The sequence below is a fragment of the Deltaproteobacteria bacterium genome (assembly GCA_016933965.1).
In the GTDB taxonomy this organism is placed as follows: domain Bacteria; phylum Desulfobacterota; class Syntrophia; order Syntrophales; family UBA2210; genus JAFGTS01.
The window spans coordinates 72,734-91,292 of record JAFGTS010000045.1 but is presented as its reverse complement, the minus strand read 5'-3'; the positions used below and the strand labels follow the sequence as shown (position 1 = coordinate 91,292).

At 54.5% G+C, this 18,559-nt stretch carries 20 protein-coding genes; 6 read left to right on the top strand and 14 right to left on the bottom strand.

The window, feature by feature from the left end; translation table 11 throughout:
* Positions 1–133 precede the first annotated feature (133 nt).
* Positions 134–1,432, bottom strand: a complete 1,299-nt coding sequence (locus tag JXO48_11670; GenBank protein MBN2284538.1) for a 3-deoxy-D-manno-octulosonic acid transferase — start codon at positions 1,430–1,432, stop codon at positions 134–136.
* Positions 1,433–1,689: 257 nt separating this feature from the next.
* Here JXO48_11670 and hisF point away from each other — a divergent pair, with 257 nt between their 5' ends.
* The 4 genes from hisF (at position 1,690) to JXO48_11650 (ending at position 4,639) form a co-directional block, all read left to right on the top strand.
* Positions 1,690–2,454, top strand: a complete 765-nt coding sequence (gene hisF, locus JXO48_11665; GenBank protein MBN2284537.1) for an imidazole glycerol phosphate synthase subunit HisF — start codon at positions 1,690–1,692, stop codon at positions 2,452–2,454.
* Between the two features lie 74 nt (positions 2,455–2,528).
* On the top strand, positions 2,529–3,278 hold the full coding sequence (locus tag JXO48_11660) for a hypothetical protein (protein ID MBN2284536.1): 750 nt from the start codon (positions 2,529–2,531) through the stop codon (positions 3,276–3,278).
* Between the two features lie 62 nt (positions 3,279–3,340).
* Positions 3,341–4,003 carry a ribulose-phosphate 3-epimerase gene (locus JXO48_11655; GenBank protein ID MBN2284535.1) on the top strand — a complete coding sequence of 221 codons (663 nt, stop codon included), beginning with the start codon at positions 3,341–3,343 and terminating at the stop codon, positions 4,001–4,003.
* 99 nt (positions 4,004–4,102) lie between these two features.
* On the top strand, positions 4,103–4,639 hold the full coding sequence (locus JXO48_11650; GenBank protein MBN2284534.1) for an NYN domain-containing protein: 537 nt from the start codon (positions 4,103–4,105) through the stop codon (positions 4,637–4,639).
* A gap of 60 nt (positions 4,640–4,699) precedes the next feature.
* On the opposite strand, the gene holA is transcribed toward JXO48_11650, so the two are convergent.
* The 8 genes from holA to JXO48_11610 form a co-directional block, all read right to left on the bottom strand.
* Positions 4,700–6,058 carry a DNA polymerase III subunit delta gene (gene holA, locus JXO48_11645; protein MBN2284533.1) on the bottom strand — a complete coding sequence of 453 codons (1,359 nt, stop codon included), beginning with the start codon at positions 6,056–6,058 and terminating at the stop codon, positions 4,700–4,702.
* Between the two features lie 249 nt (positions 6,059–6,307).
* On the bottom strand, positions 6,308–6,961 hold the full coding sequence (locus JXO48_11640) for a TIGR00730 family Rossman fold protein (GenBank protein MBN2284532.1): 654 nt from the start codon (positions 6,959–6,961) through the stop codon (positions 6,308–6,310).
* A gap of 88 nt (positions 6,962–7,049) precedes the next feature.
* Complete coding sequence (locus tag JXO48_11635) at positions 7,050–7,244, bottom strand: 30S ribosomal protein S21 (GenBank protein ID MBN2284531.1); 195 nt, start codon at positions 7,242–7,244, stop codon at positions 7,050–7,052.
* A 166-nt stretch (positions 7,245–7,410) separates the two neighbouring features.
* On the bottom strand, positions 7,411–8,478 hold the full coding sequence (gene hisC, locus JXO48_11630; GenBank protein MBN2284530.1) for a histidinol-phosphate transaminase: 1,068 nt from the start codon (positions 8,476–8,478) through the stop codon (positions 7,411–7,413).
* The gene (locus JXO48_11625; protein ID MBN2284529.1) at positions 8,456–9,307 is read right to left on the bottom strand and encodes a lipoate--protein ligase family protein; all 852 of its coding nucleotides are present in this window, start codon (positions 9,305–9,307) and stop codon (positions 8,456–8,458) included. The genes hisC and JXO48_11625 overlap by 23 nt, the downstream gene beginning before the upstream one ends.
* Before the next feature lie 6 nt (positions 9,308–9,313).
* Positions 9,314–9,712: a glycine cleavage system protein GcvH gene (gcvH, locus tag JXO48_11620; protein MBN2284528.1), complete on the bottom strand. Its 399-nt coding sequence runs from the start codon at positions 9,710–9,712 to the stop codon at positions 9,314–9,316.
* Between the two features lie 81 nt (positions 9,713–9,793).
* On the bottom strand, positions 9,794–10,861 hold the full coding sequence (locus JXO48_11615) for an aminopeptidase P family protein (protein ID MBN2284527.1): 1,068 nt from the start codon (positions 10,859–10,861) through the stop codon (positions 9,794–9,796).
* Positions 10,862–10,895: 34 nt separating this feature from the next.
* A complete protein-coding gene (locus tag JXO48_11610) occupies positions 10,896–11,555 on the bottom strand; it encodes a tetratricopeptide repeat protein (GenBank protein MBN2284526.1) in 660 nt (219 codons plus the stop codon).
* Between the two features lie 153 nt (positions 11,556–11,708).
* On the opposite strand from JXO48_11610, the gene JXO48_11605 reads away from it, so the two are divergent.
* Both JXO48_11605 and queF read left to right on the top strand, forming a co-directional pair.
* Positions 11,709–12,341: a queuosine precursor transporter gene (locus JXO48_11605; GenBank protein ID MBN2284525.1), complete on the top strand. Its 633-nt coding sequence runs from the start codon at positions 11,709–11,711 to the stop codon at positions 12,339–12,341.
* Entirely contained in the window at positions 12,307–12,645 is a 339-nt protein-coding gene (gene queF, locus JXO48_11600) for an NADPH-dependent 7-cyano-7-deazaguanine reductase QueF (protein MBN2284524.1), read from the top strand. Before JXO48_11605 ends, queF begins: the two co-directional genes overlap by 35 nt.
* 77 nt (positions 12,646–12,722) lie before the next feature.
* Here the strand turns inward: queF and JXO48_11595 are convergent, their stop codons facing one another.
* The 5 genes from JXO48_11595 to pilO form a co-directional block, all read right to left on the bottom strand.
* Positions 12,723–15,242: an Ig-like domain-containing protein gene (locus tag JXO48_11595; protein ID MBN2284523.1), complete on the bottom strand. Its 2,520-nt coding sequence runs from the start codon at positions 15,240–15,242 to the stop codon at positions 12,723–12,725.
* A 120-nt stretch (positions 15,243–15,362) separates the two neighbouring features.
* Positions 15,363–15,758 carry a hypothetical protein gene (locus tag JXO48_11590; GenBank protein MBN2284522.1) on the bottom strand — a complete coding sequence of 132 codons (396 nt, stop codon included), beginning with the start codon at positions 15,756–15,758 and terminating at the stop codon, positions 15,363–15,365.
* A gap of 62 nt (positions 15,759–15,820) precedes the next feature.
* Entirely contained in the window at positions 15,821–17,455 is a 1,635-nt protein-coding gene (locus tag JXO48_11585) for a secretin and TonB N-terminal domain-containing protein (GenBank protein MBN2284521.1), read from the bottom strand.
* Positions 17,452–17,964 (bottom strand): pilus assembly protein PilP, encoded by a 513-nt coding sequence (locus JXO48_11580; protein MBN2284520.1) that lies wholly within the window; start codon positions 17,962–17,964, stop codon positions 17,452–17,454. Before JXO48_11580 ends, JXO48_11585 begins: the two co-directional genes overlap by 4 nt.
* Entirely contained in the window at positions 17,945–18,556 is a 612-nt protein-coding gene (pilO, locus tag JXO48_11575) for a type 4a pilus biogenesis protein PilO (GenBank protein MBN2284519.1), read from the bottom strand. Before pilO ends, JXO48_11580 begins: the two co-directional genes overlap by 20 nt.
* Between the last annotated feature and the right edge of the window lie 3 nt (positions 18,557–18,559).

Here is an 18,559-nt window from a genome sequence, read left to right as displayed (position 1 = left end):
GACACGGAATCCAGTATTTTTAAGCAGTTATGGGCTCCCGCTTTCGCGGGAGTGACACGATATTTGACTTTTTGCGAGACTGTCAATTATGGATTACGGATTACGTACCATTATAAGCCATTACCATAAGCCATTACCTTTCGAGAACAGACCGGATCAGCTCGGCATGGCGGCGTGACGCTCCCGTGTTGGCGGCGACCATGGCACGCGCCCTTTCGCCCGCCTCACTCAGCAGGTCGGGATGCCTCATCAGCTGGACCAGGGCGTCGAGCATCTCTCCGCGGTTGCGAACCGTGATGCCCGCGCCGACACGTTCCAGCGCTTCCCGCTCATCCTGAAAATCTTCCATCGAGGGACCGTAGAGAACCACTTTCCCCCACGCCGCAGCTTCGAGAATGTTCTGTCCCCCCCGTGGCACGAGGCTGCCGCCGCAGAAGACGGCCGTCGCCAGTCCGTATACCTTGAAAAGCTCACCGATTACATCAATGATGATCACCCGCTGGGTCTTTCTGCCCGTACCCGCCTGAATATCGCTGAAGGCAATGACATCGTCGAAACCGGCTTTCCGCGCCTGGGCGATCACATCGGCCGAACGCTCAACATGGCGGGGAACCACGATCAGGAGAAGCCCCGGAAATTCCTTGAGCAGTTCCCGGTAGACAGAGAGCACCACCGATTCCTCCCCTTCATGGGTGCTGCCCGCGACGAGGACCGGCACATCCGGAGAAACATTCAGCCGGCGGCTCGTTTCATCGCGCAGTTCATCGCTTACACTGGCGGCAAGCCCGTCATATTTCGCATTGCCCAGCACCCGAACGCGGGAGGACTCTACGCCGAGCTTTTGCAGGCGTGCCGCATCGGTCTCCGATATGGCGCCTATCTGGTCGATCCTGTTGAAGAAGGCCTCCCAGAAAAACTTTGTCCTCCCGTATCCCCGGAAGGAACGGGGGGATATCCTGCCGTTGACAAGAGCGATCCCGATGCCCCGCTGCCCGCAAAGCCTGATAAAATTAGGCCATATCTCCGTTTCCACGGCGACGAACACATCGGGGGCAACCCGGTCGAGCGTCTTTCTGATAACGCAGGGAATATCGAGGGGATAATAGAACAGAGCCGTTGCGGAGCGCACGAACTTGCGGGCCATTTCCTGTCCCGTTTCCGTGCTCGTCGAAAGAACGATGCATGCCCCCGGGAACAGTTGCCGCAGGGATGCCACGATGGGGGCCGCCGCCGTCACCTCTCCCACCGACACGGCGTGAACCCATATACGGGGGGTCCCCTCCATGGCGTCGAAGGTTTCGGCCGGTGTGAATCCCAGTTTCGGGCCGATACTGTTCCGGTATTTCCCGGAAAAAAGCATTTTCGCCCCGTAATACGGCCCCAGGACCAGCGCCGCGGCGGCGAGCAGGATATTATAAGCTATTGACATCATGGGAAATGGAGATTAATGGTCTTTCGCGGGCATGTCAAGGAATATTAAAAGCAGTGCCTGAGTGCGGAAAATCGGGATTCGGGAACCGGGATCCGTAATCCACAATCCGTAATCCTTTTAATCCCTTCATCGCCCGTACTATAAGAACCATGCCGCCAAAGGTATTGACATATCAGAGTCTCTATAGTAGTTCTCCTTCATCATCTCACCGGCGTGCGGACATATCCCATCGTATTCATTGAGAAAGGAAGAATATCATGGATCCTGTAAAGATCATGCCCTGTCTTGACATCAAGGATGGAAGGGTCGTCAAGGGCGTACATTTCGTCGATCTGAAGGTCGCGGGCGATCCCGTCGAAAACGCCCTCTTCTACGAAAAAGAGGGGGCGGACGAACTGGCCTTCCTCGACATCACGGCAACCATTGAAGCCCGGAAAACCACCGTTGAGCTGGTCAAACGGGTCGCCTCGGCAATAACGATCCCGCTGACCGTCGGCGGTGGTATCGGCGAGACGGCCGACATGGAACGACTCATCAGTGCCGGGGTCAGCAAGGTCTCCATCAACACGGCGGCCGTAAAAAACCCCGAACTCATCAGGGAAGGGGCAAAGGAATTCGGAAGCGGGGCCATCGTCGTGGCTATCGACGCGAAGATGAACAATACCGTGGCGTCGGGCTATGAACTGTACGTGAACGGCGGCCGGACACCAACAGGCAAGGATGCCGTCGCGTGGGCGCAGCAGGTCAGGGACCTGGGATGCGGTTCCATTCTCCCTACGAGCATCGACACGGATGGAACGAAAGACGGATATGACGTAACGCTGACAGCGCTGATTGCCGAGACATCGGGGCTTCCCGTCATCGCCTCAGGGGGTGCGGGGACGCTCGAACATCTCTATGAAGGTGTGGTCAGGGGGAAAGCCTCCATCCTGCTCGCGGCCTCGATCTTCCATTTCAGGGAAATATCCATCAGGGAAGCAAAGGAGTATCTTCATTCCCGCGGAGTGGCCGTAACGTTGTGATGAGAAGCTTTAATTGACAGGACCGGGAGCTTGCGTGTAGACTTACCGGAAAAACAATGAGAGGACGTACATCAATGAAAAATATCTCGAAAGGCATATCCATCGCCGCCATCTGCATCATGGTCCTCCTTGTGGCGGCCGGCTGCACCAGGTATAAACAGACCGTCGTTCCCTTTCAGCTCCCCGAGGCATCCCCCAATGCCATCGAAGCGGCCGGTGCCGTGATCGCGTCAAAAGTATACAACGACACGAAGGCGGCCGAGGAAGCATTCGGTTTCGACATTATCGCGGCCGGGGTGCTGCCGGTCCAGGTGGCCTTCGACAACAAGGGAACCCATTCGCTGGAGATCATTCCCCAGCAGACCTACCTCGTCGACCAGGATAACAATCTCTGGCCTATCCTGGACGCCGGGATCGCCTATGATCGGATAGCGAAGAAAACGGAATACGGCGAAGTTGTTTCGGAAACGGCGAAACCCGGGTTGCTCGGCGGCGCGGCTGGTGCCCTCATCGGTGCCGCCATCGGTATCGTCACAGGCGAAAACGTGGCCGAGGCCGCCGGGAAAGGGGCCGCTGTGGGAGCGACCGCGGGGGTTCTGATGGGCGGCGCGAAAGGTGTTTCAGAAGACGAAACGGTGCAGCAGAAGATCGGTGAGGACCTCAAGACCCGTTCCCTCGAGAAAAAGGACATTCCGCCACACCAGATAGCACACGGATTCATTTTCTTCCCCGGGGAAGCGGCTCCGAAATCGCCGAAAGAACTGCGTCTCGCCATAAAGGAAACGGACTCGGGGGTGCTGCACAACGTTACGATCAATTATTAGCAGCCGGTCGTCCAACGTGAATAACTCTCATGAACAGGCTATGAAAGGCTTCCGGTGAAATGATGAAGCAGATCGCACCTTCAATTCTGTCAGCGGATTTCAGTGTTCTTCAGCAGGAGATACGGGCCGTGGAGGCGGCGGGGGCCGACCTGATACATATTGATGTCATGGACGGCCATTTTGTTCCCAATCTGACCATCGGCCCTCCCGTCATTGAATCGATCCGCCCTGTCACGAAACTTCCCTTCGATGTGCATCTCATGATCGAAAACCCGGGGCGGGTCATCGACGATTACAGGAAGGCGGGAAGCGATATCATCACGGTACATGTCGAGGCGGAGATACACCTTCACCGGGCAATTTCCGCCATCAGGGAACGGGGCGCCCGGGCCGGCGTTTCCCTGAATCCGGCAACACCGCTTTCCCTTGTAACGGAGATCATTGAAGACATAGACCTCCTGCTCATCATGACCGTCAACCCCGGCTTCGGCGGCCAGAGTTTTATCGAGGGCATGGTTGAAAAGATCCGGCAGGCACGCCGTCTCATCGATGAAAGATCACCCGGTGTTCTGCTCGAAATAGACGGCGGTGTTCATCTGGGCAACATTCAGGTACTCAGGGATGCGGGGGTCGATATTTTCGTCGCCGGTTCGGCCATATTCCACAGTGGCAATTATGCCGGCACGATCGGGGACATGAGAAAGATCCTTGATTCCGAAACATGAGCGGATGCGCGGCAGGCGTGTCCCCCGGCACCACCCGTCGCCGGCGAAGGATCCACATCGCGGGGGACACGGGAATCACCGGAACGGCCGGGAAACATCATGCACATCATCATAGACGGATATAATCTCATCAGGCAATCCCCTTCCCTGAAACGTTTTGAGAGGATCAGTCTGGAACAGGGCCGCATGGAACTGATCCACCGGCTTGCCGAGTACAAGCGGTTGCGGGGGCACAAAATCACCGTTGTCTTCGACGGTTGGCTCGACGGATCGGTTCAGGAAGAGCGACAGCGGGAAAAGGGAATTCGAATCGTATATTCGCGAAGAGGCCGCACGGCCGATGATGTGATCAAGGAAATGGTTTCTCACTCGGCAGAGGAAATCCTTGTTGTCACATCGGATCGCGCCGTGGCGACGGCGGTGGGCCGCCGGGGGACGGTGGCGGTCTCGTCACCAGAATTTGAAGCGCGGATCCAGCGCGAAATGGAAGCGGCATTTTTCATGACCGACACGGAACTGACCGGCCCGGAGCCTGATGACGAGCCGGTATCGCCGGCGGGAACACAGAAAAAGGGCCCCTCCCGGCGGATGTCAAAACGCAAGCGGCTCGCGAAGAGAAAACTGAAAAAGCTGTAAAGTACTGCAGATATCGCAGGCCGGGCGATGGGGCGGGAAACCGTCATTATTCCGGCATGTTCATCGGCGGCAGAGTTCGATCAGCAGCTTTTCAAGGGCACGGCGGGGATCGATGGCGGTCGTTTTCAGTGCCACATCGAGGTCTGCAAGCCGATCTATGAAGAATTCCAGTTCTTCATAGGAAAAACGGATGCTTCCGGAAAGGGCGTTATAGATCACATAGGGATGACGGCCAATCAGCCACCCTCCCCCGGCTTCCCAGTTCCGGGCCGCTTCCTTGATGACGGGATACTGGTCTTTTTGAAAGGCCGGGAAGGTGAGACGGGTCGAAAAGGACGGCACCACACCCGCGTCGAGGAGCAGTTTTCCCTGCAGGAGGTTGAGCATCTCCCGAGCTATCATCGCCAGGACCGACAGGTAGTGAACACCCTGGTCGAGCAGGTGCTCAAGGGTGGCAAGGGCCTTTTCAGGGTCCCCGTCGACCACGGCCGCCGTAAGATCGAATATGGAATCTTCCTTTGTTTTACCGATAACCGCGTCAACGTCATCGGCACCGATCCGGTGCCGATCGTCCACATAGGAGATCAGCTTTTCCAGCTCCCCCATAATGTCTCCCAGGCCGAAACCCGTCCTGGTCCGAAGGAGGGCCATGGCCTCCGGGCTCAGGGTCTTTCCGTTCTTCTCCAGGTATTCCCTGACAACCTCGCTCAGGATCTGTTTCTGCCGTGCTTCATTGCGAGCCTGCTGGAATTCGAGAACGATCCCCAGTTCCGATATGACCTTGAAAAGCCGTTTCCGCCGATCCACCGCGTCCGCCGTCAGGATAAGGGTGTTCTCCCGGGGGATCCCTCTTTTCAGGGCATCCTCAAGCTGATCCGTATCCCGCCGGGTCTTTCCCGTCGAAATAATGAGCGATTCACAGAGATGGATCGCCCGCGGCAGCCACTGTTCCCGGTCTCCGCCGGCTTCACCGTCGACAGCTTTCCGCCACTGGGCGTCACTGATCTTATTCCACCCGCCGTCCTTCAGCTCTTCGAGCGACCATCCCACCGTCTCCAGAAAGACCGCAAAGGACCGGGCGGCCCGGGAAGGGTCCCGCTGAAGGTTGTCCCTGACATCGTCGATGATGTCCGACACGGAGCTCTTCGAGTAAAAAAGACGGGTATCCCTGACAACGATAACCTTCCGGCCGGGTATCAGAGAGCGGGAGAGCAGGGATTCGGTGATGGCTCCCACGTCCTCGGTATCTCCGGTCATCCTGAACAGGCTGAAGTCGTCTGCACCGCCGGGCAAAAGAGCGCCGACGATCCGTTCAAGTGCATCCTTGACCAGGTATGTTTGGTTGCCATGGATAAGGTAACAGGGAGCGGGTTTTCCCTTTGTGATGTTCTCAAGGACGGCGGCGAGTGATGAAGACATGGTATCACACTGATTCAGGTTTTTTCAGTTCCGTTACCGGCTCGTTAATCCCTTTTGAAGCGGCCATTGAAAAGATTTTGTGGGTTTCAAGAGCTTTTCTCCTCCCTTTGTAAAGGGAGGTCGGGAGGGATTTTCATATGTAAAATCCCCCGTGAATCCCCTTTGCCACTGTCTGCAGATGTATCAAAAACGTTTCGGGGCCAGCAAAAAAGGGATTCAAAAGACAGGTTTTTACGTGATTGTCCTGCACTACAGAATAACGAATTTCTTGATATGCGCCACGACCTGCTCGGGTTCGTCGCATATCAGGATGCGATTGATATCTTCAGCGTCTATCTTCTCTTCCTGAAGCAGGACGTTTCTGATCCAGTCCACGAGCCCCTTCCAGTAAGAACTTCCCATGAGTATGACGGGGAAGCTCTTGATCCTTTTTGTCTGGATCAGCGTCAGGGCTTCAAAGAGTTCATCGAGGGTCCCGTATCCGCCGGGCATGATGACGTAGGCGACGGCATACTTGACGAACATGACCTTCCGGATGAAAAAATACTTGTAGTCAAGGCTGATATTCGCGTAAGGATTCGGTTTCTGTTCGTAAGGGAGACGGATATTCATTCCCACGGAGACACCGCCGGCTTCGGCGGCACCCTTGTTCGCCGCTTCCATGATGCCGGGACCGCCCCCCGTGATCACACCGAACCCGTTTTGGGCGAGAAGGCCGGCCAGCTTTTCCGCCTTGTCATAGTATTCATCGCCGGGACGCACGCGGGCAGACCCGAAGATAGTGACGGCGGGGCCGATACGGGATAATTCCTCGATGGCATCGACAAACTCCGCCATCACGCGGAATATCCGCCACGATTCCTCGATGGACAGGGCGTCCACGATATATTGCTTCTCAACCATCTGCCACACCCGGTTTGATGTTGGAGGGAGCGGACCTCATCGGGTTGCCGACGGGCAGGTGAGGGAACAGGACCCGGCTCCCCGGTCTTCAGGAATACCGCCGGCGGCGGGCGGCTTTTGCCATCCGTCTTCTGGCTTCAAGGGCTTTTCTTTTTCTCTTTACCGAAGGCTTCTCGTAGGCTCTCCGCAGTTTGAGTTCCTTGAAGAAACCATTCTTCGAGAGCTTGTTCTTCAGAATCTTCAGTGCCTTTTCCACATCATTGTCTATGACTTTTACTTCCAAATATTTCCCCTTCCTTTCCCATTGTTTTTTCGAAACATTTAGTACTTCATAAAAAAATGCATATGCCTCGCTTCGCTTCAGCACACAAAAAAGGGGCAGGACGGCTTTTCGCACCCGGTACGCCGTCAACTACCCCGCTTGTAGGCCCTCTGTTGTATCACTCTCCTTACTGCTCGAGTGCGCCTTTCAGCGCATCGATAAATTCCCTATTTTCACTCTCGGTCCCGACGGTGACCCGGAAACAATCCCGAAGGAGCCCGGAAGAACCGAAATTTTTTATGATGATACCGTGATCAACGAGTTTTTCGTATACACTATCTTTATTCTTAAAACAACTAAAAAGGATGAAGTTCGCATCGCTCCGGTAGGGCCGTATGCCCAGGATCGCCTGCAGCTGTTCCCACAGCCATTGCCGTTCCTTTATTATCCATTCGACCTGCTCCTGGAAATCATCTTCATGTTCAAGGTAGAACGCGGCCGCGGCCTGAGAAAAGGAATTGATATTATAGGGAAGGCGGATCTTGTTCAACTCACGGACCAGAACAGGATCGGCGATCAGGATACCGAGCCGCAACGCGGCAAAACCGATCTTTGAAAGACTTCTCAGAATGACCAGGTTCCTGAACTCATCGAGAAAGGAGAGGAACGTCCTTTCCGCAAAGGGATAGTACGCTTCGTCAACGACGACGATCCCGGGAAAGGAACGAAGTATTTTCTCCATCCTGTCAGGGCTGAAGCAATTCCCTGTGGGATTATTCGGATAGCTCAAAAAGATCATGGCGGGGGCATCCTCGGAAATTTCCCTCATCATGGCGTCCACATCAAGATCGAACCGGTCGTCAAGAGGGACCTCCATGACCCTGTGTCCTGTATTCAATGAGGCAATCCGGTACATGCCAAATGTCGGAACGGGAATAACGACACCTCCCGAGGACGAGACCCTCATAGCTGTTACCAGGGCGAAGATGAGTTCGTCCGACCCGTTTCCGATCATTACCATCGACTCATGGACATGCAGCTTCTCAGCAAATTTACGCCGCAGCTCAGGTGAACCGGGAACCGGATAGCGGTGGAGTTCAATTTCCGCAAGACGCTCGAGAAATTTCTGTTTCAATCCGTCAGGAATGAGATGGGGATTTTCGTTCGCGTCGAGCTTGATACGTCCTGTTCGCTCCTCGATCTCATAGGCCTCCTGCCCCAGTATCTGATGTTTAATGATCGTCGTCAGGTCCATTTTCAATCACCCGGCCTTCCATGTTCCATTGTTCCGTTTTGTATTTTCCTTCCAGGAGTTTCGCAGCCAATTGCTCCTCTTCATCGGTAAGACCTCCTTCAGCAAATCGAATCGACAGCCCTTCCTCAAATCCCTCCGTGACGCACCGGCACAGCATGCTCAGGGGGAGGCCGTCACCGGCACATTCCCTGATCGACGTGACCGATCGCCGCAGTTTTTCTATCTCCCGACTCTCGACGGCGTTTCCCGTACCGATGGCCCGGCAGATCGCTGCGGGATCGACGTCCATGAGGAGGGAGCCGTGCTGGAGAAAGGCATCCCTGATCCGCATCTGGGCGCTTCCGCATATTTTACGCCCGTTGACTGTTATCTCGTGGCGCAGGGGACGCGAGAAACAGCAGGGTTTTTTCTTATAGAGAGAACCGGCACATTCATTTTCATCGACCATCCATGCCGTGACGCCCGCCCTGGCGAGCCCCCCGACGAGACATCGGCTGACGACACGGTATGTCTCCATGATGCTTGTGGAAAAGGGCATGGTATCACTGCCGGCAACAACGGAATAGGTCAGATCCTGACCGTGCAGCACCGCCTTGCCTCCCGTTGGTCTTCTGACTATGGAAATATCATGATCGCGACAATAGGCACCGTTCACTTCCCGGTGCGTATCCTGAAAATAACCGATCGAAACGGCCGGGGCTTCCCAGCCGTACAAACGAAGGGTGGGCTGCATATGTGCGGCCCGGCAAGAGCGCAACATCGCCTCATCGATGGCCATGTTCTCATAGGCATTGAACCGTCGAAAGGTAATGAGCCTCCAGGTCTGCACTGTTCTCTACTCAACCTCCTCGTCCTCTTCAACATAATCGGCATATTCGTAGGAATCAAGGAGATTGTCGAGCTCGCTCACATTCTCCATTTCCACAACTATCATCCACCCGGTGTCATAGGGATCGCTGTTTATGATACCCACGTCATCGGCAAGTTCCTCATTCACGCTGATTATCTCACCTGTCACCGGCGATATCAGCTCCGCGACCGATTTGGAAGACTCGATGACACCGAAAGGTTCATCCTGCTCGACGGACGCGTCGACCGGCGGCAGTTTTATGGAAATAATTTCACCCATTTTATCCTGGCCGTAATCGGTTAATCCGATGGTCGCCAGATTGCCGTCGATCCTGACCCATGTATGCTCACGGCTGTAGAGTAGATCATCAGGAAAAGCAGACATGTCAACCTTCCTCCTCTCGTACTGATTTCTCTTTCGTATTAAATGAACGCTCAGGCAGCGCGGTCTTTACACGGTATGTGTTCATAAAACTGTAAGTTCCTTCGGCATCTTTGTCAATATTTCACCGCCCGACTCACCGACGAGCACCATGTCCTCTATGCGTATACCGAATGTGCCGGGAATATAGATACCCGGCTCTACGGTGACCACCATGCCCGTTTCGAGAACTTCCGTGCTCCGGGATGACACCCGCGGCGGCTCATGCACTTCGAGCCCCACCCCGTGACCCGTACCATGGGAGAAGTATCCTCCATACCCGGCCTTTTCGATGACCGACCGGGCCCTGCCGTCGATCTCGCTGCACGACGCCCCCGCCTTCACGGCCTCGATGGCCCGGTCATGTGCTTCCTTCACGATCCGGTATACCTTCCGCTGGCGGGTCGTCGGTTCCCCCACCATGAACGTGCAGGTCTCGTCGGAGTTATATCCATCCGAAACGGCCCCGTAATCGATGACCACAAAGTCTCCCTTTTCTATTTTTCGTGAACCGGGACGGGCATGAGGCATGGCGGCATGTTCCCCGGAAGCGACGATCGTCTCGAAGGCCGGTTTTTCACTGCCTTCGTCACGCATGGCCGATTCAAGGGCGAAGGCGATATCTCTCTCGACCGCCCCCGGCCTGATCATGTCAATGATTCCGGTCAGCGAAGAAGCCGCTATGGCGGCGGCACGCTTCATCGCCGTCACCTCACCGCTGTCCTTCCGGCTCCTGATGGCGGCGGGTTCCCCCGAAAGAGGGTGAAGCCGGACCCCGTTCAAATTTTCCGCAAGCCGGCGGTAGGTATCATAGGAAAGGACCGTGGCTTCAAACCCCAGTGACGACAGCCGTTCTTTCCTGACGGCATCGGTAATCCCCGCGACAGGATCACTGAATTCCCGGATCCCGCAGGAAGTGACTTCTTCCCGAGCCTGTGTCGTATAACGCCCGTCAACCAGGAGGACCACCGCTCCGCCGGTTACCAGAAGCGCTCCTTCGCTTCCGGTAAAACCGGTGAGATAGCGGATGTTCGGCATATGGACGAAGAGGACCCCTTCAAGCTGCATATCCTGCAGCCCCTGCCGGACGCGGGATATCCGTTCGGATCTCATGGGTCGAATTCACCCCCGGTTCGTTTTGATATCATCACAGCGGAAAGGGTCCTTCGGGCATCTCCCGCTTCATCTTCTGAAGGGCCGCAAGCCAGCCCGTCAGCTCTCTGATCAGTACGGCTTCCTTCTTTCCGCTCAGGACAGCCTCGACATACTTGAGCCGCTCACGTGCTTCCCGGTCTTCCCGGTTTTTTTCAATGATCGTCCGCAGAATGTTCCGTGCCGTCTCAAAATGTCCCTGCCGCATATAGAGCTCGGCGATCGTGACCGTTTGAAAGGAAGACGTCCGCCTCTGTGCATCATCGGGAACTTCAGCCGCTGACGTGTCACCCAGAAGCCGCATCTTGTTACGGAGCCGCCACGACACCGACTGATCGGGGGCGAGGGCCTGCCGGTAATGAAAAAGGGCTTCTTCAGCCATGCCCTGCCTGCGGTAGAGGTCTCCCAGACATTCGGAGACATGAAACCACCCCGGCACGATCCGCTCCAGCTTCTTGAGAATCATGGCGGCTTCGGCGAATTTGTTCATCCGCACCCAGCAGGCCGCGATGACGAGCCAGGCATCCAGGTCTCCCGGAAGGCGGGTGATCCGTTTCTTTGCGCCGGCCACAGCTGTTTCGTATTCGCCGCGCTCGATGCGATCATAGGAAGTCGACAGAAATTCTTCCCGTTCCTTGAGATATTGTTGGTCCATCCCGCCCACCTGAACGGCCGCGGCCGCTCACGCTTATTTTCACTGCAATCCTTCCGTGACGCCTGCCGGCGGCGAAAAAGGATTGACACGGATCATACCGTGGTGATAGATGTTCTAAACTTTTTTTTTGCTATCTTTCAACGAAAATCGACAATGAAAACACCCGATATTAATTTTTTAAAATACCTCTTCATCACGGCATTGCTCATAGCCAATATCATGGCTTCAAAGATCATATCCGTCGGCGGCATGATCCTCCCGGCGGCGATAGTCCTCTATCCGCTGACCTTTCTTATCACTGACGTGGTATCGGAGATCGAGGGCAAACGAAGCGCCCACCGCCTGGTCATGACGGGCTTTTATCTGTCCCTGTTCATGGTGCTGTTTCTGCTTATCGGCAAAATTCTCCCCCCGGCGCCGTTCTGGAAGAACCAGGAGGCTTACATGGCGATCCTCGGCTCCACACCGCGGATCGTGGCGGCTTCGATGATCGCCTACCTGGTATCCCAGAACCACGATATCTGGGCCTTTCACTGGTGGAGAGAGAAAACGGGCGGGCGGCATCTCTGGATCCGCAACAATCTTTCCACCATTGTCTCCCAGTTCGTCGATTCGGTCCTTTTCATCAGCCTCGCCTTTGCCGGCACCTACGCCGTAAAGACGGTTCTATTCATGATAATCGGCCAGTACGCCGTCAAGGTGGTCATCGCGCTCCTTGACACGCCCTTCTGTTACCTGTTAGTGTGGCTCTATGGAAACGATAGAAAACGCATACCGGGAACGTGATTACGAGATCGATATCCGGTTTCCCGAGTTCACCTGCCTGTGCCCGAAGACGTCACAGCCCGACTTCGCGGAAATTGTCATCATTTATATTCCCAACGAACGACTGGTGGAGTTGAAATCACTGAAACTCTACCTCAACTCCTATCGGGACCAGGGCATCTTTCACGAAGAGGCCGTGAATCGGATCCTTGAAGATTTCGTGGAAACGGTACGCCCGAAACGGGTGGAAGTGACGGGGAAGTTCAATGTCCGGGGAGGCATCCATACCACGGTAACGGCCCGGTATCCCTCTCACAAGGAATAGATCCCATCAGAAAGACAATAAAAAAGCGGCTTCGCAGAACGCGGAGCCGCTTTTTTCTGTTCAGAAACGGCTGTCCCTCAGGGAACGACGATCCGCATTGGTACGGTAATACCCACTCCCATATAGGTATTCACAATGGAGATAATGATATCTTCCTTGACGGTGCCGGGAGCAGGAGGTGTCGCGAAGGTATACCGGTAATCCCGTTCATAGATGTAAGTAACGGGATCGTACTCGAACCAGCCGAAATTGGTCGAATAGACATCGTAGTCACCCCAGAAGACGGGCATCGTGTATATGTAAGTATTACCAGTGTCGATCTTCGACGTCCAGGCAGACCAGGGTGAATCGGGCAGGAGTCCCGCCTCGGCTTCATTCTTTTCCGCAGGAAGGATGAATTCCGTATACGATGTCGTCTCAGTGCCATACACGATCGTTGTTGCCGACAGCCTTACTTTTACCCACTTTGCGTAAGCCTTGAGATAATCCAGATCGAAGGCGGCCCAGCCGAACTCATTGGTTGTTACCGTAGCGGGAAGATCACCCGCTGCTGAGTTCGGCGGCGTCAGGACGCCGTCCTTGTTTATATCCTCATTCAGGTCTTCATCAAGTTTTAGATTTCGATTTTCATCCTCATTGTCAAAAGCCCCCGAATAATAGACCACGTATTTTTCCTTGTCGGGCTCCGGCTCAACGTCATACCAACCGCCGGTGAGGTACTGGACTGGCCATGCGCTCAAGCTCACTTCGGCACCCGGCACCGGATTTCCGTTTGAATCGGCAACCAGTACTGCCATGCAGAGTCGGTAAGCAGCACAACCAGCGATTAACTCAACCTCCGTCCCGCGTCCGATTCCAACTGATCCTGCTGTACCACCGATCACAATACCAATGCTGTCCTTTATCGGGGTACCGCTCTTTATAACTTCAGCCACCACCGTAACACCCTCGGTATCTGTCCCCAGAGAACCGGATGTAAAAGTAGACTCCGCCACTCCAGCACTGTCCGTGTAGACAATGACGGGCGAGACATGCTCACCACCACCGGTAGTACATTCAATGGAAAATGCCACGGGGACCCCCCTGATGACCTGACCGCTGTCGGTCTTCACCGTCGCCACAAGGGTCACCGTATTGGTCGAACCGCCCGTACTGGGGGCCACCACTACGGCACTCGCTTGAAGAGTGATCTCCGCAGCCTCACTCGTGAGGGGAGATACGGCCACCATAAGGGAGTCTTTTGTATCCGTGTTGTTCCCATAGGCAACCTCAACGGTGGCCACCCCTCCCACGGTTGACGTGAGCCTCGCTTCCGCTCTGCCGTCAACTATGGCCGCCGTTTGGAAGAGTTTCCCAGTACCGTCCCACTCTCCCAGGGTGGTGGCGAAGGTCACCTCCGTCTCGCCGGGATCAGGGGCATCCACGATGACCGTCAGCTCCTGATCCGTGTAGAGAGGGAAGGGATCCTCATAGTCGGCGGCAACACCGTCGACCTGGAGTTCACTGATACCGAAGGTTACCGCCGATGAGGGGTTCACCGTATAGGCTATCTCTTTCGTATCACCTAGCCCCTCGGCCAGGACCGTCACCGACCCGGCTCCGGTTCCCTTCACGTAAATCTTGAACCTTCCTTCCACGTCGGTCCGTCCCGTATAGGTGGGGACGGTGGTATCGTCAAGGGGATAGTCGGCGGAAAACTGTTCGAACTGGATGCTTCCCGTTCCCGCGTTGGTCAGGGAGATCAGGGTATCATATACTTTTACTCCGCCGGCGTCGCTGGCCGTTATCGTCAGGAGCGCTTTCCCCGAACCATCGTCGGGAAGCTGACTGATATCGGTTGAAAGTGCCAGTTCGGAGCCGACGATACGGATGGGTATGAAAGCGCTCAATTCCCCGACCTCGGCAGTCACCGTGGCGGTCCGGTTGCTTTTATCGAATGTTCCCGATTTAAAGGTCACCTGGGCCTGGCCGGCGGCGTCGGTATCGATCGTGGCATCACTGATGCTTCCGCCGTCTGCGCTGAAGACCACCGTGGCACCTTCGACGACGGCGTTACTTGCATCAAGGATGGTCGCTATAACGGTTGCTGCATCGGAGTCATCGGACTTGATGGAAGTCTTCGATGTCGCGATTGAGAGAGACGCCGGCGTCACAGCACCGCCCTCACCGGTGAACTGGACCATAACGGTCTGGACCACGCCGTTCGATTCGGCCGTCACCTCCGCCACGCCCGGGAGCATGCCGGAGCGCAGTGACACGCTGAGAATGCCCGAATCGTCCTCTGTCTTTTTTACAAAGGTAGCTTCACCGTTCTGGAACACACCCATGGTGGTGGAAAAGGTAACCGCCGTTCCCGAGGCTACGGGTGTGGTGGCACTGTCCATGATCTCGGCCGTGATCGTGGCGGAGCTTTTCCCGTCAGCCGGAATAGACGCAGGGTCGGCGGTCAGTATCATTGACGCCGTTTTCCCGCCGCCGTCTCCCTCTTCCTTGTCCTCGACACTGCCACTCGGACAGCCCGCCAGGACAAGAGAGATGCACAGCACGACTAGTATGTTCAGAATTGGTATTCTGTACCTGCGGTATCCCCTTTTCATGTGATAACTCCTTATAGGTATGTCTATTCCTGATGGTTGATTAAATATCCTCGGATTCAACACATCTCATTTCAACACCACCGGGCCGGATTCACTTCTCCGTGCCATCAGCACTCGCATCTATTCCAGTGTTATTTCAATGGCCTGGCTGATGCCCTCCGATGTCGCTGCTATAAGCGCAGTACCCGGTGTCTCTGCAGCTATGAATGATATCGTTACTTGTCCCCCGGACTGAATATTCATCGAATAGTTCTGCGCTCCATTCGGAAACGATCCGAGGTTCGTGGAAAATCTTACCACCGTTCCCTCCTCGACGGCATTGCCGGCGGCGTCTTTCAGCAACGCAGTAATGGCAGCGGAACTGACTCCGTCCGCCGGGAGAGTGGTTTTACTCGCTGTCAGCGTTATCGACGCCGTTTCCCCTTCCTCACTATCGGTATCCCCGCAGGAGAAAAGGAGCGGAAGGATCAGGACAAGAACCAGTAACAGCAGGTATTGTATGTAATTTTTCCTCATCGATCGATTCCCCTCATTGTACTGTTAATGAAACCAGATCTCCTCTTGTTCCGCCGAATATCTCAGGTTTCCTGAATGATACGTGGCGTGACAAAGATCAGGATTTCCCTTTTTTCATTCATTTCCGATTTATACTTAAATAGCCATCCCAAGGCGGGAACCTTCGACAGCCAGGGAACACCCTCTGTCAAATTCTGTTCCTCCATCTTGTAAACTCCCCCAACGACCAGCGTATCACCGTTGTTGACGAGAACCGTAGATTCCACACTGTTTGTGTTGATGGGAGGATTTTCATTGTTCACATTTGCCCGGGTCCAGTCGGGGTAGTCGTTACTCGCCTTTACCTCCATGGAAATCTTGCCTTCCGGCGTAATCGTCGGTTTAACTTCGAGGAGAAGCGCCGCATCCTTGAACTCGATGCTCCGGTTCCCCTCGTCATCAGTCACGGCATAGGGGATTTCCTGGCCCTGTTTGATGGTTGCCTTGACATTATCAAGAGTCGTCACCTTGGGTGAGGATATGATCTTCCCTTTTCCATCCTGTTCTACGGCGTCCAGCTTTGCGTCAAGGATAAACTTGTCGGCCCCTACGATGATTCCGATACCAGGTGCACCTTCTCCCATATCGGCTTCGACACCCGGGAAATTAACGGCCACGTTACTCTGTGTCAGGCCGACATCCCCCGGAAGCGATGTAAGGCTCCCCAGTGTTGAGTTCCCCATGAGCACACCGTAATCCCTGCCTCCCCAGGTATTCTGGTAGCCGTATCCCCAGCGAACTCCCAGATCCCTCGCAAAGCTCGTACTGATCTCGACGATCTTTGCTTCAATCGCAATCTGCCGAAGTTTACCCTGAACGACATCCTTCTTCTGCTGCTCTTCCTCGGCCTTCTTCAGTTCCTCCAGGGGCAGTACGGTTATGACATTCTGCGTCGTCTTTTTTCCAAGCCCATTGATCTCGAGCAAGGTATCCAGGGCCTGATCCCAGGGAACATCTTTCATAAAGACCGTAACCTTCTGCTCGACGCCCGGTCCGGCCACGATGTTGTAACCACTGACTTCCGATATGGATCTGAACACGCTCTTGATGCTGGCATCCTGGAAATTGAGGGATATTTTCTGTCCTGTGTATCTCTCGGTCTCAGGTGACGCCACATCCTGGGTCTCAAGTGTGGACTGCACCAGTGCCTTTGCCAGGGCTATGGTTGAATCCTCAACTGGAACGCCTGCCGAATGATATTCAAGGGCTGAAACGTCAAAGGTGACAACAAGAGCATTCTCGTTTTTCGCCACCCGATAAGGGACCATTTCGTCCAGTTTAATCAGGGCCTGAACCCATTGTTTTCCTCCCTCCCCGGTCTGCTGGGAGAGAGACAGTGAATTTATGTTCTCCAGGGATCCGGTATCGTGTTTCTTTGCCAGCGCCTCAGGTACGTACATGTTTTCCAGTTTGATCAGAAGGGAGGAGTCGGATTCTCTCGACACGGTGAACTCAGGGGTCTGGGAGACAAACAGGGTGACCTGCTCTTTTCCCTTCAGCGTGTTGAAGGCGACGTCGCTGATGTATCCTGTCTCCTGGATCGCCGCTGGAGTGGGTTCGGTTCCCGTAACACTTCTATTTGCAGTACATCCGCAGAAAGTCATGATGCCGACACACAACAGTCCTGCAAACAGCAGTATCTTTCTTTGTGTTTTCATAGTTCTCCCTCTTCTCCGGTTCTAAGCATTAAAATCACGCGTTCCAGTGTGACGTTATCAAAGGCGTCTTTCATTTTTTCAACCACGACGACCTGATCGGGAAGGATATTTTCCACTATTCCGTCTTTCAGGCCGATCTTCGACCCAACCTGAAGCGTATAAAATTTCCCCTTTGAATCCTCTACAGTGGCGATCTGACTCTTTTTATTCCAGATAATGCCTACAAGGTTAAACTCCTCTACACCGAAACGTTCGAGAGGTGGGCGCCACTGGACTTCCTCGGCCGCTGTTCCTGGTTTGACATCACCGGTAGATTTCCCCTTTTCTTTTTCTTCTATTTCGATAAAGGGTTTAAAGGGGTCAACCTTTCCCTCCCGAGTGTATCGGTATGTAGAGTCGTCCGTCACCTCTTCGGTGGCACCGTAAAGCATCCCTACAACAGGATAGAGGGACAGCACTACACAAAACAACAGGACTGCTGCTATACTTTTATGTCTGTTTTTCCTCATCTGCCGTTTTTTCCTCTTCTGTTGGTTCCATAAACATGTAAGTTTTCAGAAGACACTTTGCGCTGAGTAAGTGAGAAGCGGCTCCCTTTGCCTTTGATCGCTGAACCTCGAATTCCGTAATGTTCACGATCCGAGGAAGAGTAGCGATGCGGCCAAAGAAAGAGGCGATGTCATGATATCCCCCCATGACGATGACGCTGACGGGGATTTCCTTATAAAAATCTTTTGGAACCGGTTCTGACGGTTTGAAGAGCAGATTTTCCAGCCCCTCTTCTTTTTCTGCATCCGATATGGCAACGAGAAGGCCGGGGATTTCCTTCTGCTCGGGTAGTTTGGCTATTGCCGTCTGAAGGTTCTTCTGCAATTCTGCAATATCTTTCTTATGCTGCTCTATCTGCTTCATCACCTGCTGGCGCGATTCAATCTGGCGTTGAAGGTTCTCGTAGTTTTCCTTTAACTGGGAACGCTCAGCCAGAGCGGGTTGAAGAAGGTACATGAAATACAAATACCCGATAAGCAGCAAGACCCCGACAAGAATCAAGAGCTTGTTCCTCGGTGACAAATTGATGAGAGAATCTACGGTGATAGCCATTTT